The sequence below is a fragment of the Salinimicrobium gaetbulicola genome, from assembly GCF_042676025.1.
Lineage (GTDB): Bacteria > Bacteroidota > Bacteroidia > Flavobacteriales > Flavobacteriaceae > Salinimicrobium > Salinimicrobium gaetbulicola.
Genome location: NZ_JBHTJP010000034.1, coordinates 172,720 through 186,651, shown reverse-complemented (window position 1 = coordinate 186,651; position 13,932 = coordinate 172,720). Strand labels below are relative to the sequence as shown.

Below are 13,932 nucleotides of genomic sequence, written 5' to 3'. Positions count from 1 at the left end.
TTTTAAGCCGAATTTTTCAATAGAATTTCTTCAACATGAAGCAGAGCGCACAGGAAATTCTATATTTGTAAAACAATATTAAAGGCGATTAGCATATGAAGATCTTTTCTGCCGGGCAACTTAAAGACGCAGATCAAATAACCCTTGAAAAACAGGGGATTTCCTCTACAGATTTGATGGAGAGGGCTGCTACACTAGTCTTTGAAGAAATTGACAGGCGCCTGCAGGGTGCTCATATTCCCGTTAAGATCTTCTGCGGAATTGGCAATAATGGAGGAGACGGGCTGGTCGTGGGAAGATTGCTGCTTGAAAAAGGTTATGATGTAAGCTTTTACATTGTGAATTACAGCGAGCATCGCTCCAAGGATTTTCTTGTCAATTATGACCGGGTTAAGAATCAAACCACCAAATGGCCGGCTTTGCTGAGATCTGAAGAGGATTTCCCTGAGATCAAAAAAGGGGATTTCGTGGTAGATGCCATTTTTGGGGTAGGACTAAACAGGCCGCTGGTACCGTGGGTCGCCAATCTTGTGAAACATATAAATGCTTCGGAAGCATTTGTGCTTGCTATAGACCTTCCGTCTGGCCTCATGGCAGATCAGCCAACAGAAGATAAGGAGGCCATCATAAAAGCAGGCTACACCATCACCTTTCAGTCACCTAAAATGTCATTTTTTCTGCCTGAAACAGCTCCTTTCGTAGGGGAATTGCAGATCATGGATATAGCACTTGATAGGGAATATCTTATCAATACCAAGACAGAAGCCCAACTAATAGGTAGGGAAGAAGCTAAAATGCTCTATCGTCCACGAAATAAGTTCTCCCATAAAGGAACCTATGGCCACGCCTTGATGGTAGGTGGTAGTTATGGGAAAATGGGAAGCATCTGTCTTTCTGCTACTGCTGCAATGCGCGCCGGGGCAGGGATGGTTACCGTTTTTATCCCGGGCTGTGGCTACGAGATCCTTCAAACCTCATTGCCCGAGGCTATGGTATTGACCGATACGAACGAAAAAATGCTCACCGATATTGATCACAAAATGGATCCTTCAGTTATAGGATTTGGAGTAGGAGTAGGGACAGACCGGCAAACAGGAAAGGCTTTCTCCGGGCTGCTAAGGAAGACCGAAAAACCCATGGTGATCGATGCCGATGGGCTGAACATATTATCAAAGAACAAGGAGCTTTTAAAATTAGTTCCCGAAGCCAGTATTTTAACTCCTCATCCTAAAGAGCTGGAAAGGCTGGTAGGGAAGTGGAGCAATGATTTTGAAAAATTAGAAAGAGCCAGGGCACTGGCGAAAGAATATAAACTCATTCTTGTACTCAAGGATGCTTACACCATAACCCTAACCGCCGATGACCTGTATATTAACACTTCGGGAAATCCCGGGATGGCCACGGCCGGAAGTGGAGATGTGCTTACAGGAATTCTCATCTCCCTGCTGGCCCAGGGATATAATCCATTAACAGCTGCGGTCTTGGGAGTGTTCCTTCATGGACGCTCAGGAGACCTGGCTGCTGAAAAATTGAGTTATGAAGGTACAATTGCCGGAGATATAGCAAGGCATACAGGTGCTGCCATTCTTGATCTTTTTCAGTCGGAAAACAAAATAAATCCAAACAACCCCCCAAATATTTAAACACTATAATGAGAGAATGCCATTATATAAGTTCTTCAGTAATTGATCTGGAAGAAATCAGGGAGATCCTGGAAAAAAAGAAGACTTTAGCTTTAAGTGATGAAGCTATTCTGAACATTGAAAAGGCACGAAAGTACCTGGACGATAAAATGAAGGAAAATAAGACTCCTATCTACGGAATCAATACGGGATTTGGTTCCCTTTGTAACGTAAAGATCTCTTCTGAAAACCTTACGCAGCTTCAGGAAAATCTAGTCATGTCTCATGCCTGCGGAACCGGAGAAAAAATAGCAAAACCCATCATTAGGTTGATGTTATTACTGAAGATCCAGTCATTGAGTTATGGGCATTCGGGAGTTTCCCTTGAAACTGTCAACAGACTGATCGACTTTTTCAATGAAGACCTGCTTCCGGTAGTCTATTCTCAAGGTTCGTTAGGAGCTTCGGGAGATCTTGCTCCTTTGGCTCATTTATCACTTCCCTTGATCGGAAAAGGTGAAATGTATTACAAAGATGAGATCGTTCCTTCCGAAGAAATTTTGAAAGAATTTGGATGGGAGCCGGTGAAGCTTCAATCCAAAGCCGGACTGGCCCTATTGAACGGAACTCAGTTCATGAGTGCGCACGGTATTTACGCCCTATTAGAATCCTATAAGTTATCTTATTGGGCAGATGTGATAGGCGCACTTTCGGTAGATGCTTATGACTGCAATATGTCACCTTTTGATGAACTGGTGCACTTAGTAAGACCGCACCGCGGACAGATCAAAACAGCTGAGCGCTTTAGAAAATTTTTAGAAGGCAGTGAGATCGGCCGTCAAAAAAAGGTAAATGTGCAGGATCCTTATTCTTTTAGATGTATTCCACAGGTGCATGGTGCTACCAAAGATACTTTAAGCTTTGTTCATAAATGCTTCAAGACAGAGATCAATTCGGTTACCGATAATCCTAATATTTTCGTGGATGCTGATAAGATCATTTCCGCAGGTAATTTTCACGGGCAGCCTTTGGCACTGGCGTTAGATTATATGGCCATCGCCATGGCAGAACTGGGGAACATTTCTGAAAGAAGGATCTATCAACTAGTATCAGGACTTCGCGGACCGGCATTTTTAGTTGATGCCCCGGGATTGAACAGCGGATTTATGATCCCGCAGTATACTGCTGCAAGTATTGTGAGTCAGAACAAACAATTATGCAGTCCTGCCAGTGTTGACTCCATAGTATCTTCAAATGGACAGGAGGACCACGTTAGTATGGGAGCAAATGCTGCGACTAAATTGATCAAGGTGCTCGAAAACCTTTCAACTATACTTGCGATCGAGCTTTTTAATGCCTCACAAGCACTTTCCTATAGAAAACCATATAAAACTTCTGATTTTCTGGAAGAAATGGTGCAAGAGTACAGGAAAAGTGTTCCACTGGTAAAAGAGGATGTGGTAATGGCTCCTTTTATACAGAAATCAAAAGAGTTTTTAGAGAATTACGAACTGGCAGAATTCTCTTTTGACTAATGATGAAGAATATTCCTTATCCAGTCTTTGGCTTCTGAAAGGGAGCTGAAGATCTGGAAGGAATTTTTATTGATATAGAAATTCTGTTCCAAAACGGCACTTTGACGAGCCGCCTCACTGGAAGATACCACTGCAATAGCCTTTAAATGTTCATATTCCGCGGCATCCCTGTAAACCATAGGATCAACAGCGTACGAATTTACACGATGGGAGATGTAGCCAAAATCCTGGTTGTTAAAATGGTGAGCCCCTATTTCCAGTATCTTTCTGTTATTTTGAAGATCTAACAGGATTCCTTCTTTGCATTCGCAGATAAGTATTCTGTCAAAAATGCTAATAGTTCCAAAATCCAGTTCGATCTTTTCGTTCATTTTTCGTAAGGGAATTGGAGGTGAAAATAGCACAAATATTTTGATTGCTAAAACCCCAAAAAATAAACCTTCAAATGTGAATTTGAAGGTTTATTGATAAGGTATTGACCGTATTTTGAAAGGTCTATTTCATAGATCCTACCATGTCTTTTGGGTTCACCCACTCGTCAAATTCATCAGCAGTGACGTACCCAAGATTTACTGCTTCTTCTTTTAAAGTGGTTCCGTTTTGGTGTGCGGTATTAGCGATCTCTGCCGCTTTGTAATAACCAATTTTAGTATTCAATGCAGTAACCAGCATTAATGAATTATTCAATAATTCCTGAATTCTTGGGTGGTTAGGCTCAATTCCCACAGCGCAATGCTCATCAAAGGAAGCGCACGCGTCACCGATCAATTGAGCACTTTGTAAAATATTGGCCGCCATTACCGGCTTAAATACGTTCAATTCGAACTGTCCCTGCATTCCCCCAACGTTAATAGCAACGTCGTTACCAATTACCTGTGCACATACCATGGTAAGTGCTTCTACCTGGGTAGGGTTCACTTTCCCCGGCATGATTGAAGATCCCGGTTCATTTGCAGGAATGATGATCTCACCTATTCCGCTTCGAGGTCCGGAAGCAAGCATTCTCACATCATTTGCGATCTTGTTCAAAGAAACAGCAAGGGTCTTAAGGGCACCATGAGTTTCAACGAAAGCATCGTGAGCCGCAAGGGCCTCAAATTTATTAGGAGCTGATATGAATGGAAGTTCAGTGAACTTCGCGATAAATTCAGCTACTCTTTTAGAATATCCTTTTGGAGTGTTAAGCCCGGTTCCAACTGCTGTTCCTCCTAAGGCCAGCTCAGAAAGGTGAGGCAGGGTATTTTCCAACGCGTTAAGACCGTGGTCTAACTGGCTAACGTATCCGCTGAATTCTTGTCCCAGGGTTAGAGGGGTGGCATCCATAAAGTGGGTACGTCCAATCTTCACCACATCCTTAAACTCTTCAGCTTTTTTCTTAAGTGTATTGCGTAGTTGTTTTACACCGGGAATCGTAACTTCTACGATCTTTTTATATGCTGCAATGTGCATCCCGGTAGGGAAGGTGTCATTCGAAGATTGAGATTTGTTGACATCATCATTTGGAGACAAAGTCTTTTCTCCTTCTCCTATTTTTTTTCCGGCAAGTTGATGAGCGCGATTCGCGATCACCTCATTCACGTTCATGTTACTTTGCGTTCCACTTCCTGTTTGCCAGATCACCAACGGGAACTGGTCATCATGCTTTCCTTCGAGAATTTCTTCACAAACCTTTGCAATAAGGTCACGTTTATCAACAGATAATACCCCTAATTCACAGTTAGTAAAAGCTGCAGCTTTTTTAAGGTACGCAAATCCATAAATTATCTCCAGCGGCATACTTCCGGGAGCACCAATTTTAAAGTTGTTTCGGGAACGTTCAGTTTGTGCTCCCCACAATTTATCGGCAGGGACTTTTACGTCCCCCATGGTATCTTTTTCTATTCTGTAATCCATAACGGTTAATTATTTGACACAAATTTACAGTTTCAGAAAAATAATAGCATTAAAAACGATAGAAAATTAATGACTTTCAAGCTTTTATTTTCAAAAGAGAAAGCGGTCAAAACTGTCCTAAAAAATAAAATAAAAACTATTGTGATAACTTATGAGAGTTACTATCTTTGACACAGATTCAAAAACTAGAAAATCATGTTTGAATTTGATCAATATCTGGGGTTCTTAGCCTTTGTCATTATCTTACTTATCGGGTTTTGGGTAATGCTGTTCTTAACTGCCATTATCCCTTACTGGATTGGAGGAGCCGTTAAGGAAATGCTCGATGAAAGAAAAGAGAAGAAACGCCTGGAAAGGGAAAAAGTATAAAGAGAAGGACTTGAAAAAGTCCTTTTTTTTATGTCTTGTGGTTAAATAGGAATTAGTAATAAACAAAAGAGCCGTCAGTAATGACGGCTCTTTTTCGTTAACTAACCAACAAACTAAAATTCTCCTTCTCCATTCATATCATCGTTTCCACCTTCAGATCTTCGAGCTCTTTCACGGTCTCTTTTCTGCTGGTTGAACATGTATGTAAAAGAAAGAGTAATGCTTCTTTGTCTCCACTGGAACTCACTTTCTCTTTCAAAAAATTCGGTAGTGGTGAACGATTCTCTTTTTCTGGAATTGAACAGATCGCTAACGTTGAGCGTGAGGGTCGCATTCTCATTAAAAAGTTCCTTACTAACTGCCATGCTTACTGAAAGTATGCCTTCATTTTCTGATTGGGCACCTTCCCAGGCTCCCCTGTAAAAGGCATTTGTCTGCCAATCGATCTTGGCGGGAAGCGTTACTTTTGAACTGAATCTTCCAAACCAGCTGGTATTTTTTGCGCTGTAATCAACGCCATTGTATTCCCCTTTGGTGTCAAACTGGAAAAAATTGAAACTTCCATTAAGCCTGAGCCATTTGGCAGGATTGTATAAGATCCCGGCTTCCGCGCCTGTCCGATCATTGGTTGCCAGGTTGATAGGAATGGTACGAATAACCTGGGTGCCGTCCTGGGTCGTGGAGCTTTGTTCTACTCTCTCAAAGGAATCTGTTTCATGCTGGTAATAGACCGAAGTTGTAAGTGTGAGTTTCTTCCATCTTTTCAAATATCCCAGGTCAAAGGCATTGGAAAACGCAGGAGAAAGATTAGGATTTCCCTGGAAAATATTCGTACGACTGGCTCTCGAAGGGAAGGGGTTGATAAACCAGCCTCTTGGTCGGTTGATCCTTCGGTTGTAACCAAGGGTGATATTTTCCTGTTCGTCCAGTTCATAGATCAGATTAACTGTGGGGAAAAGACCTAAATAATTGTTGTCAAAGTCGGTGTCGATCGGTATTCCAAATTCTTCCTGTAATTCGGTTTCGGTCAATTGGGATTCGATCTTCCCTTTTAACTGGGTGTTCTCCAGCCTTAGTCCTAACAGAAAAGAAAACTCCCCGAATTTATTTCCGTATTGGGAATATAAAGAGTTCACATTTTCTGTATAGGTGAATTCATTCGAAAGCGGGGAAAGCTCCAGATTTCCTGAACTTTGATCCTCCAGGGAAAGCTTATAATCTGTCACTTCTTCTTCAAAATTACCACGGTAACCTGCTTCAAACTGAGCATTTTCGCCAATTGGCCGCACATAATCAGCCTGGATCAGGTATTCGTTCTGAACTTCTTCGGTAAGCGTGTTTTCCATAGGGTAGAAAGGATCTTCCCCTGTTGAATTGAATTCTATCAATTCATTGATATCTCCCGTTTGGGTTTCCCTGTCATTTTCATATTGCAAATCGGCGGTTAACTGGTGGCCGCTTTTGTCAAACTTGTTAATATAGTTAAGCGCAAATTGAAAACTGTTATCTTCTTCAATTTCTTCCTCGGTTCTCAAGGTTCTTAATTCCAGCATTTCATTATTGAACATGCTGTTGTAATTGGTGGTAAGGTCCTCATCTTCTCCATAACGGTAAAACCCTGTGGCGGTAAGGGAAGATTGTTCGGTAATGTAGTATTCAAAACCCAAGCTGGTATTGAAATTCCTGTTCAGGCGGTCAAATTTCCTGTCTTCAATGATCCTTTCGAAATTTGGGGTCACCACTTCATTGTCTTGATTGAGATATTCAAAATAACGGGTGTTGGAATTCGCATTCCCGGGAGCATCAAAATATCTGAATCCGGTGGTCGTGAAAATATTGAACTTGTCTGTACGGTAATTGATATTTGCTGAAAGGCCTACCATGTCCGGTTCTCCTACCCTGGCTGAAACAGAACCGTTAAAACCCAGTGTTTTTTCCTTTTTTAGAATGATATTAAGAATTCCGGCGGTTCCCTCTGCATCATACCTTGCGGAAGGGGAGGTGATCACTTCAACCCGTTCAATCGCTTCTGCGGGAAGTTGTGATAGTATATCGGTATTTCCGAAGCCTGCCATGGCTGAAGGTTTACCATTAATAAGAATGCGAACATTTTCATTTCCTCTCAAACTGATTCCGCCTTCAATATCTACAGAAACCGAAGGTACATTGTTCAAGGCATCTGCCACCGTACCGCCTGCTGTAGTAAGATCTTTTCCAATGTTGTAGATCTTCTTGTCGAGCCGTACTTCCACCTGGGTAGTTTCAGCAGTCACCACCACCTCGTCTAATTCGCCCGCTGCCATGCCCAGAACTATGGTTCCCATATCCAGGTCTGCATTGATCTGTCTCTTTTCGAAGTTTTTGGGTTCAAACGAAATGAACTCAATATTGATATTATAAGAACCGCGCGGAACCTCGATCTCGAAAGTTCCCTGGGCATTGGTGATTCCTCCTGTAAGTTTATCTGGATTCCGGGTGCTTTGAAATGAAATAGTGGCGTATTCCAAAGGAATTCCCGCTTCGTCTGTTACCTTTCCGGAAACGGTATACTGCGGCATTTGTCTATCCCCGCGTTGTGCGTTTGCATTGAAATAGAAGAATAAAAAAAGAATAAAGATACTTTTGAAACAGTATCGAAGTGATTTGATGCTCATACCAGATTTTTATCCTTGGACATCAAAAAAAGGAAATGGTTTAAATTATTCGGTAAAAATTTTCACAAAATTATTTTCTGTGCTTGTGTTTTTGTTCCTGGATCCGTTGTTTTGAGATTTTCAAATACTTCTCATATTGAGGTTCGGTGAGAATATCCCTCATATCTCTGTATTCCAGCTGCTGCAGTTCTGCCAGGCGTTCATTTTTGGCTTCTTCCCTCATTTTTGACTGGATAAGCCGATTCTTTTTAATGGCAAATTCAATGATCTTTTTTTCCATGAGATCCACCTGCTTAGGGGAGAGCACCAGTTCTTTTTCCCAAAAATCAACCGCTTCCCGAGCCACCTCTTTCAGTTCTTTATCGGGGTCCTGTTGCGTCATATTTTGAGAAACCGCCACAGCGGTGGTTAAAAAAGCTACCGTGAATACTATTATTAATTGATAATTCCTTTTCATCTTCATGACATTAGTTTTTTATAATGTAAAGAAGAACTCAGTTTCAAAGGGTTAAGGCTGGGTTAAAAAATTAAACAAGGGGTGTGAAAACTTGTTAATGAATAAATTCTGAGATATTACTCACCGGTCTTCCTACAACTGCGGAATTGTCTTTCACAACCACCGGTCTCTGGATCAATTTTGGATTTTCTACCATAACACGTATCAATTCGCGGTCACTTAGATCCTTGTTTTTATAGTTCTCTTTCCAGATCTTTTCTTCGGTTCTTACCAGTTCAATGGGTGCCATGGATAATTTTTCAAGCAATTCTGAAAGCTCTTCCTCAGTTACAGGTTCTTTCAAATACTCACGGATTTCAAAATCTTCTCCGGATTCTTTTAAAACTTCCAGTCCCTGTCTTGATTTACTGCATCTTGGATTGTGGTAGATCGTGATCATGTATTAAAAATTATAGGATTGATTAATCTTCAACTTTCTGTCCCATCATCATTAGATAGGCTTTCAGGAATGCGTCAATTTCCCCGTCCATTACGGCATCCACATTCCCGGTTTCTTCCCCGGTACGTACGTCTTTCACCAGCTTATAGGGGTGCATCACGTAATTTCTGATCTGTGATCCCCATTCGATCTTCATCTTAGAATCCTCGATCTCTCTTCGCTGGGCTTGCTGCTTCTGAAGTTCAATTTCATATAACTGGCTCTTCAGCAACTGCATGGCTTTGTTCTTATTCTCCAGCTGAGACCTGGTTTCTGAATTTTCAATCACTATTCCTGATGGGGCGTGTCTTAACCGCACCGCAGTTTCCACTTTATTCACATTTTGCCCACCGGCTCCGGAAGATCTCATGGTCTCCCATGATATTTCTGAAGGATTGATCTCAATTTCAATCGTTTCATCGGCTAACGGGTAAACATATACCGAAGCGAAAGAAGTATGGCGTTTCGCATTGCTGTCAAAAGGCGAAATCCGAACCAAACGATGTACCCCGTTTTCCCCTTTCAGCCATCCGAAGGCATAATCGCCTTCAATTTCCAGGGTCACGGTTTTTACTCCCGCGACTTCTCCGGCCTGGTAGTTCAATTCTTTAACCTTGAATCCGGTTTTTTGAGCCCACATAAGGTACATGCGCATGAGCATCTCTGCCCAGTCACAACTTTCAGTTCCTCCTGCGCCTGCGGTAATTTGGAGAACCGCGCTCAGGCTGTCTCCTTCTTCAGAAAGCATATTCTTGAACTCCAGCTCCTCGATAAGATCTAGTGACTGTTGATGACGCTCTTCAACATCTTCGGCAGTAGCCTCGTCTTCTTTGTAGAACTCATAGATCACTTCGAGATCATCCACAAGAGTAACCGCCTGTTCAAAATCCTCCACCCACTTTTTCTCGGCGTTCAGATTCTTAACAAGGATTTCAGCTTTTTTGGGATCGTTCCAGAAATCGGGAGCGAGGGTCTTTTCCTGAAGGTTGGTAATTTCTATTTTTTTGGCATCAACGTCAAAGATACCTCCTTAACGCAACCAGGCGATCTCTAAGATCTTTTATTGTATCGGTAGTAATCATCTTTTGATTTTAAGCAAAAATAGAATTTCACAGGTTTCCTGAAAACTATTTTACGAATATTTTATAGTTTTAGGATCCTCAAAGGAATTGGGCTAAAAAAGGATTTTAGACCTCATATTCTTTTCAGAAAATATATAATTACATGAAAGAAATAGATCTTAGAAGTGATACGGTTACCAAACCTACCGGCGATATGCTAAAAGCGATCATGAGCGCTGAAGTTGGTGACGATGTGTACAAGGAAGACCCCACGGTCAATAAGCTGGAAGAAAAACTGGCTAAAATGTTCGGGATGGATGAAGCTTTGTTCTTTCCAACCGGAAGTATGGCCAATCAGGCGGCCATAAAATTGCATACCCAGCCTGCAGAACAGCTTATTTGTGATAAGTGGGCCCATGTTTATAACTATGAAGGTGGCGGGGCTTCTTTTAACAGCGGAGTGTCCTGTAAACTGGTAGATGGTCATCGAGGAATGATCACTGCCGAACAGGTTGAAGAAAATATAAATCCGCCGGACTTTTATCACAGTCCTTTGACATCACTGGTGTGTCTTGAAAATACTACCAACAAAGGAGGAGGGGCGTGTTATGATCTTGAAGAGATCAAAAAGATCAGGAAAGTATGTGATAAACACAATCTTGGACTTCACCTGGACGGGGCAAGGTTGTTCAATGCCCTGGTAGCTAAAAATGAAGATCCCAAAGAGTACGGAAAGATCTTCGATACCATTTCTGTCTGTCTTTCCAAAGGGCTGGGAACCCCAATGGGATCTGTCTTGATCGGGAAAAAATCGGTGATGAAGAATTCCATGCGCGTGCGTAAAGTTTTGGGCGGCGGAATGCGGCAGGTTGGTTTTATGGCAGCAGCAGGGGTCTTTGCTCTTGATAACCATGTGGAGCGTTTGGCTGATGACCACAGAAGGGCATCGGAAATAGGCGAGGTGCTTCGGGCGCAGGCGTATGTGAAGGAGGTAGAGCCTATCGAGACCAATATCGTGATCTTGTATCTCCAGAATACTTCAGATGAAGCCGAATTTATGAAAACCCTGGAAAAGGAAAATATCAGGATCAGTAACATGGGCCATGGTAAACTGAGAATAGTTACCCACCTGGATTATTCCGAAGAAATGCACCAGCGTTTTCAACAAGTGATTTCGGGATTGAAATTCTAAACAATTCTGCAAAAAAAAAGCAGTCAAAAATCACATTTTTGACTGCTTTAAATATTTTTAAAGAACAGATTACTTGAGCATGTCGTTCATTCCCGGAATGTCAGGCATACCTTCCTTGGCTACGGCAGCAAGTTCAGCCTCATTCACATCTGTCGCTTTTTTGATCGCCTTGTTCAGGGTCAAAACCAGATAATCTTCCAGCTGTTCTTTATCCTCCAGAAGTTCATCTGCAATATGGATGTTCTTGAGCTCCCTGTTAGCTGTGATGGTAACCTTTAGCAATCCGTCGCTTGATTCCTCATCTATAAGGACGGTTTTTAGGCGTTCTTTAGTTTCTTCTACTTTTTTTTGGGTCTCTTTGATCTTATTCATCATGCCCATCATATCTCCAAACATAGTAATGCTTTTATAGTTATTGCAAAGCTATTAAACTATCTTTTATAACTGAAGTATGAAGGATAGTTTTAAGTTTTCTTTATTAGAAATCATACCTTTGTAGCTGGTTTTAAAAAGAGAAAATGAAAGTTGCAGATAAGGAAATACAAGAGCCGATCGCGAAGAAAAGTCCGGTAGAACTTGAAAAGCATGGAGATGTAAGAGTAGATAATTATTTCTGGATGAGGGAGCGTGAGAACCCTGAAGTTCTGGATTATCTGGCACGGGAGAACCAATATAATGAGCAAATGACAGCTCATACCAAACAGTTGCAGGAAGACCTTTTTCAGGAAATGAAAGGCCGTATAAAAGAAGATGATTCTTCGGTACCCTATAAACTGAACGGCTACTGGTATATTACCAGGTATGAATCCGGAAAGGATTACCCTATATACTCCAGAAAAAAGGAAAGCCTGGATGCTCCCGAAGAGTTGCTTTTTGACGTCAATGAAATGGCAAAAGGCTTTGACTATTACAAGCTGGGAGGCTTGAATGTGAGCCCTGATAATAAACTTTGCGCTTTTGCAGTAGACACTATTAGCCGAAGAAAATATACTATCCAGATCAAGAATCTGGAAACGGGAGAAATTCTTCCGGTGAAGATCAAGACTACCACGGGTGGTTCTACCTGGGCCAATGACAATTCTACTCTTTTTTACGCGCGAAAGGATGATGAAACCCTTCGTAGTGATAAGATCTATAAACATAGACTTGGAACAGATCCTAAGAAGGATGAAATGGTGTTTTTTGAAGAAGATGAGACCTTTCATACCTATGTATATAAGTCAAAATCGGAAAAATACCTTGTCATCGGGTCCAGCAGTACGCTAACCACGGAATATCGCTTTTTAGATGCCGATCATCCCGATGGTGATTTCCAGATTGTCCAGCCTAGAATCAGGGGAATGGAATACAGCATCTCTCATTATGAAGATCATTTTTACATACTTACTAATAAAGACGGGGCGACCAACTTTAAACTGATGAAAACCCCGGTTACGGCAACCGGTCAGGAAAATTGGGTAGATGTGATCCCGCATCAGGAAGATGTACTTTTAGAAGATATTGACCTGTTCCAGGAATTTTTGGTAGTAAGCGAACGGAGTGATGGTCTTAATAAAATAAGGGTGAGCAGATGGGATGGCACAGAATCTTATTTTCTGCCATTCGATAATGAAACTTATACTGCTTATACCAGCACCAATCCAGATTTTGATACCCCGTTATTAAGGTATACCTATAATTCGTTGGGTACTCCAACCCAGGTCGTTGATTTTAATATGAAGACGAAAGAGAAAGATGTCAAGAAGGAGCAGGAAGTACTTGGCGGTAAGTTCAATAAGGATAATTATGTGTCTGAACGTATCTGGGCGACTGCCAAGGACGGTACTAAGGTCCCAATGACCCTTGTGCATCGCAAAGGATTGAAAAAGGACGGCAAGAACCCTGTGTTGCAATATGCATATGGCTCTTATGGTTCTACTATCGATCCTTATTTTTCAACGGTGCGGTTAAGCCTTTTGGACAGAGGATTTATTTTTGTTTTGGCGCACATTAGAGGAGGAGAGTACCTTGGCAGACAATGGTATGAAGACGGGAAACTGCTGAAAAAGATGAACACTTTTACAGATTTTGTTGACTGTTCAAAACACCTTATTCAGGAAAAATATACCTCTCCGGAACATTTGTATGCCAGCGGCGGATCGGCCGGAGGGTTGCTAATGGGGGTTGTGGCAAATATTGCTCCACAGCTCTATAATGGCATTATTGCTTCGGTTCCTTTTGTAGATGTGGTGACCACCATGCTTGATGAGAGCATTCCATTAACTACCGGTGAGTATGATGAGTGGGGGAACCCTAATTTTCCGGAGTATTACCACTATATGAAGTCCTATTCGCCATATGATAATGTGGTGTCACAGGATTACCCGAATATTTTAGTGACAACCGGATTGCATGATTCTCAGGTGCAATACTGGGAACCTGCAAAATGGGTGGCCAAACTCAGGGAACTTAAAACCGATAAAAATAAGCTCCTTTTTCATACCAATATGGAAGCAGGACATGGAGGCGCTTCGGGGCGTTTTGAAGCCTTAAGGGAAGTAGCCGAGGAGTACGCTTTTCTGTTGGATTTGGAAGGAATTGACCATTAATTAAAATATTTGACTTAAATTTGCTCCGTTTGTAATCGGGTATTTTCACTTTCTGAAAAACTCGATTATTGTAGATAACTTCA

At 41.7% G+C, this 13,932-nt stretch carries 12 protein-coding genes; 5 read left to right on the top strand and 7 right to left on the bottom strand.

Annotated features, from left to right (window positions below; genetic code table 11):
* The first annotated feature begins 95 nt into the window (after positions 1-95).
* Positions 96-1,643, top strand: a complete 1,548-nt coding sequence (locus tag ACFQ1G_RS09125) for an NAD(P)H-hydrate dehydratase (RefSeq protein ID WP_380738820.1) — start codon at positions 96-98, stop codon at positions 1,641-1,643.
* Positions 1,644-1,651: 8 nt separating this feature from the next.
* Positions 1,652-3,157, top strand: a complete 1,506-nt coding sequence (gene hutH / locus ACFQ1G_RS09120; protein ID WP_380738819.1) for a histidine ammonia-lyase — start codon at positions 1,652-1,654, stop codon at positions 3,155-3,157.
* On the opposite strand, the gene ACFQ1G_RS09115 is transcribed toward hutH, so the two are convergent.
* Positions 3,154-3,528 carry a hypothetical protein gene (locus tag ACFQ1G_RS09115; protein ID WP_380738817.1) on the bottom strand — a complete coding sequence of 125 codons (375 nt, stop codon included), beginning with the start codon at positions 3,526-3,528 and terminating at the stop codon, positions 3,154-3,156. The genes hutH and ACFQ1G_RS09115 overlap by 4 nt on opposite strands.
* A gap of 124 nt (positions 3,529-3,652) precedes the next feature.
* Positions 3,653-5,050, bottom strand: coding sequence for a class II fumarate hydratase (gene fumC / locus ACFQ1G_RS09110; RefSeq protein ID WP_380738815.1), 1,398 nt, complete (start codon positions 5,048-5,050; stop codon positions 3,653-3,655).
* A gap of 195 nt (positions 5,051-5,245) precedes the next feature.
* On the opposite strand from fumC, the gene ACFQ1G_RS09105 reads away from it, so the two are divergent.
* Complete coding sequence (locus tag ACFQ1G_RS09105) at positions 5,246-5,419, top strand: hypothetical protein (protein ID WP_380738813.1); 174 nt, start codon at positions 5,246-5,248, stop codon at positions 5,417-5,419.
* A 113-nt stretch (positions 5,420-5,532) separates the two neighbouring features.
* Here ACFQ1G_RS09105 and ACFQ1G_RS09100 read toward each other — a convergent pair whose 3' ends face one another.
* From ACFQ1G_RS09100 to prfB, 4 genes are all read right to left on the bottom strand, one after another.
* The gene (locus tag ACFQ1G_RS09100) at positions 5,533-8,073 is read right to left on the bottom strand and encodes a TonB-dependent receptor domain-containing protein (RefSeq protein WP_380738811.1); all 2,541 of its coding nucleotides are present in this window, start codon (positions 8,071-8,073) and stop codon (positions 5,533-5,535) included.
* A gap of 70 nt (positions 8,074-8,143) precedes the next feature.
* Complete coding sequence (locus tag ACFQ1G_RS09095; protein ID WP_380738809.1) at positions 8,144-8,536, bottom strand: hypothetical protein; 393 nt, start codon at positions 8,534-8,536, stop codon at positions 8,144-8,146.
* An 88-nt stretch (positions 8,537-8,624) separates the two neighbouring features.
* Positions 8,625-8,969, bottom strand: coding sequence for an arsenate reductase (glutaredoxin) (gene arsC, locus ACFQ1G_RS09090; RefSeq protein ID WP_380738807.1), 345 nt, complete (start codon positions 8,967-8,969; stop codon positions 8,625-8,627).
* A 22-nt stretch (positions 8,970-8,991) separates the two neighbouring features.
* Positions 8,992-10,090 (bottom strand): peptide chain release factor 2 gene (prfB, locus tag ACFQ1G_RS09085; RefSeq protein WP_380738805.1). Its coding sequence is split into 2 segments (ribosomal slippage): positions 8,992-10,026 and positions 10,028-10,090, totalling 1,098 coding nucleotides; the frame shifts between segments, so codons are not numbered across the junction.
* Between the two features lie 142 nt (positions 10,091-10,232).
* On the opposite strand from prfB, the gene ACFQ1G_RS09080 reads away from it, so the two are divergent.
* Positions 10,233-11,261: a threonine aldolase family protein gene (locus tag ACFQ1G_RS09080; RefSeq protein WP_380738803.1), complete on the top strand. Its 1,029-nt coding sequence runs from the start codon at positions 10,233-10,235 to the stop codon at positions 11,259-11,261.
* A 69-nt stretch (positions 11,262-11,330) separates the two neighbouring features.
* Here ACFQ1G_RS09080 and ACFQ1G_RS09075 read toward each other — a convergent pair whose 3' ends face one another.
* Positions 11,331-11,657, bottom strand: a complete 327-nt coding sequence (locus tag ACFQ1G_RS09075) for a YbaB/EbfC family nucleoid-associated protein (RefSeq protein WP_380738801.1) — start codon at positions 11,655-11,657, stop codon at positions 11,331-11,333.
* Positions 11,658-11,779: 122 nt separating this feature from the next.
* Between ACFQ1G_RS09075 and ACFQ1G_RS09070 the strand changes: the two genes are divergently transcribed.
* The gene (locus ACFQ1G_RS09070; protein ID WP_380738800.1) at positions 11,780-13,849 is read left to right on the top strand and encodes a S9 family peptidase; all 2,070 of its coding nucleotides are present in this window, start codon (positions 11,780-11,782) and stop codon (positions 13,847-13,849) included.
* Positions 13,850-13,932: the final 83 nt, after the last annotated feature.

Bases quoted from the DNA above. Each gene is read 5' to 3' on its own strand.
- ACFQ1G_RS09125 (WP_380738820.1), top strand. From the start codon at position 96: ATGAAGATCTTTTCTGCCGGGCAACTTAAAGACGCAGATCAAATAACC.
- hutH (WP_380738819.1), top strand. From the start codon at position 1,652: ATGAGAGAATGCCATTATATAAGTTCTTCAGTAATTGATCTGGAAGAA.
- ACFQ1G_RS09115 (WP_380738817.1), bottom strand. From the start codon at position 3,528: ATGAACGAAAAGATCGAACTGGATTTTGGAACTATTAGCATTTTTGAC.
- fumC (WP_380738815.1), bottom strand. From the start codon at position 5,050: ATGGATTACAGAATAGAAAAAGATACCATGGGGGACGTAAAAGTCCCT.
- ACFQ1G_RS09105 (WP_380738813.1), top strand. From the start codon at position 5,246: ATGTTTGAATTTGATCAATATCTGGGGTTCTTAGCCTTTGTCATTATC.
- ACFQ1G_RS09100 (WP_380738811.1), bottom strand. From the start codon at position 8,073: ATGAGCATCAAATCACTTCGATACTGTTTCAAAAGTATCTTTATTCTT.
- ACFQ1G_RS09095 (WP_380738809.1), bottom strand. From the start codon at position 8,536: ATGAAGATGAAAAGGAATTATCAATTAATAATAGTATTCACGGTAGCT.
- arsC (WP_380738807.1), bottom strand. From the start codon at position 8,969: ATGATCACGATCTACCACAATCCAAGATGCAGTAAATCAAGACAGGGA.
- ACFQ1G_RS09080 (WP_380738803.1), top strand. From the start codon at position 10,233: ATGAAAGAAATAGATCTTAGAAGTGATACGGTTACCAAACCTACCGGC.
- ACFQ1G_RS09075 (WP_380738801.1), bottom strand. From the start codon at position 11,657: ATGTTTGGAGATATGATGGGCATGATGAATAAGATCAAAGAGACCCAA.
- ACFQ1G_RS09070 (WP_380738800.1), top strand. From the start codon at position 11,780: ATGAAAGTTGCAGATAAGGAAATACAAGAGCCGATCGCGAAGAAAAGT.